Source organism: bacterium (assembly GCA_030654305.1).
Lineage (GTDB): Bacteria > Krumholzibacteriota > Krumholzibacteriia > LZORAL124-64-63 > LZORAL124-64-63 > PNOJ01.
In genome coordinates this window covers 1-2,001 of the sequence record JAURXS010000102.1, presented here as the reverse complement: position 1 = coordinate 2,001, position 2,001 = coordinate 1, and the positions used below count along the sequence as shown (strand labels likewise).

The window sequence follows — 2,001 nt, the reverse complement described above, 5'->3', positions numbered from 1 at the left end:
CTGTTGTTTGCGCTGGCGGCGGTGTACGGGACGTCGCACGGGCTGGTCGAGGGGGCGGAGAAGGCGCTGATCGCCGAGCTCGCGGGCGGCAGTGGGCGTGGCCGGGCGTTCGGGACCTACCACATGCTGGTCGGGTTCGGGGCGTTGGCTGCGAGCACGCTCTTCGGCCTGGTCTGGGACCGGTTCGGCAGCGTCGCGGCGTTCGCCGGCTCGGGCGCCTGCGCCCTGCTGGCGGCGGCGGTGCTGCTGATGGTGGTGCCGGCGGCGACGGTGACGGAGGCGCAGGAGCGCTGAGTGCGGGCCGTCAGCGCCCGCAGCCCACGGGCAGCGCTCCGATCAGGCCGCAGCCGTCGTCGGCGTCGGCGCACGGGCTGTCGGCCGCCAGGTGGAAGTCGCCGCCCGCGGCGTCGCAGAACAGCGGGTCCGCCTGGAAGTTGCCCCCGTGGATCGCCGTCCCCGCCGGCCAGAAGCCGTGCCCGCCGCCGCCGTAGAGGTCGCAGCATGACACGTCGAGTCGGCCCCCCTGCACCATGTCGACCGCGTCGACGCCGGTGTTCCAGGCGATCAGGCAGTTCTCCATGGTCAGCAGGCCGTTGCGCACGGTCCCGCCCTCCTCGGTGATGGCGCCGATGCGCACCCCCGCACCCTGGGGCGCGTCGTTGGCGGCGATCGTGCAGCCGGTCGCCAGCGACGGCGTCGGCGGGTCCCCGTAGTTGCTGTACCCGAAGATCGCCAGGCCGCCGCCGCTCGTGTCGGCGTGGTTGCCCGCGATCAGGCAGTCCTCCAAACGCAGGATCACGCTGACGCCGGCCAGGCCGCCGCCGCGGCCCGCGGTCGTGTTGCCGGTGATCGTGCAGCGGCGCACGACGGGGTCCTCGCAGTTGATCAGGTAGACGCCCCCGCCGAACATGGTCGAGGTGTTGCCGGTGATCAGGCAGTCCTCGATGACGGGATGACCCCGCCCCCCGAAGTAGATGGCGCCGCCCTGGCCGCCGCTGTTGCCGGTGAAGACGCAGCGGCGGATCGCGACGTCGGTCAGGTGGAACACCAGGCCGCCGGCCATGGGGTAGTCGCCGTCGGCGGCGGGGGAGACGCCGTTGGTGATCGTGAAGCCGTCGACCTCGACGCCGTCGTTGTTGCCCTGGATGAACAGGACCCGGCCGTGCCGCTCCGCGTCGAGGATCGTCGCGGTGGGGCCCGCCTCGCTCGCCAGGACGATCCCGGTGATGTCGCGGGCGATGAAGATCATCGCGAGCGGATCCATGGCGCCGCCCTGGCTGGTCCAGGTGTAGCGGCCGGGTCCGACCAGGATGAGGTCGCCGTGGGCCGCGGCGGCGATCGCGGCGGCGATCGTGGGCACGTCGCCGCTGCCGTCGGCGGCCACGCGCCAGGTGCGGCCGCCGGCGGGCGACGCGGACACGATGTTGGAGAGGCCGCTGCGGTTGCCGGCGTCGTCGACTGCGCGCAGGGCCACGTAGAGGGCGCCGGCTGCGGCCGGGGCGTCGATCAGGCACTGGAGATGGTCGCCGGTCGGCGTGGGGGCCGAGGTCGCGGGGGTGGCGGCGTCCCAGGTCTCTGGGGTGAGCGGGGTGGCGGTGCTGCGGAGCTCGTAGGCAGTGGCGACGCCGTGGGGGCCGTCGTCGCCGGTGGGGGTCCATTGGACCATCAGTTGGTCGCCGCTGGACCAGAGGACGGTCAGGTCGGCGATGTCGGATGGAGGGGTGAGGTCGAGGGCGGGGTCGGCGCTGGCGATCACAAGGTTCGAGGGGACGGACCAAGTGGTGCCGTCGACGGTGGCGCGGAGGCGGAAGGCGTAGGGGGCGCCGGGGGTCAGGCTGGTGATGGTCGCTTGCTGCGCTGTGCCAGGCGAGGCCGGGGTGGGCATGGTGGGGGCCGGGGTCCAGGTTGCGATGTCGGTGCCTTCCTGGCCGTAGGGAGTGTAGCGAAGGTCGTAGGCGGCGACTGGGCTTGTGCCCGTGGCCAGGGCGGGGGCGGACCAGG

At 73.4% G+C, this 2,001-nt stretch carries 2 protein-coding genes; one reads left to right on the top strand and one right to left on the bottom strand.

Annotated elements, in window-relative coordinates:
* Nucleotides 1-294 (top strand): MFS transporter (locus tag Q7W29_02800; protein ID MDO9170740.1); only part of this gene is annotated, 294 nt, incomplete at its 5' end.
* 10 nt (nt 295-304) lie between these two features.
* On the opposite strand, the gene Q7W29_02795 is transcribed toward Q7W29_02800, so the two are convergent.
* Nucleotides 305-2,001: right-handed parallel beta-helix repeat-containing protein (locus Q7W29_02795; GenBank protein MDO9170739.1), on the bottom strand; the 1,697-nt coding region annotated here is incomplete at its 5' end.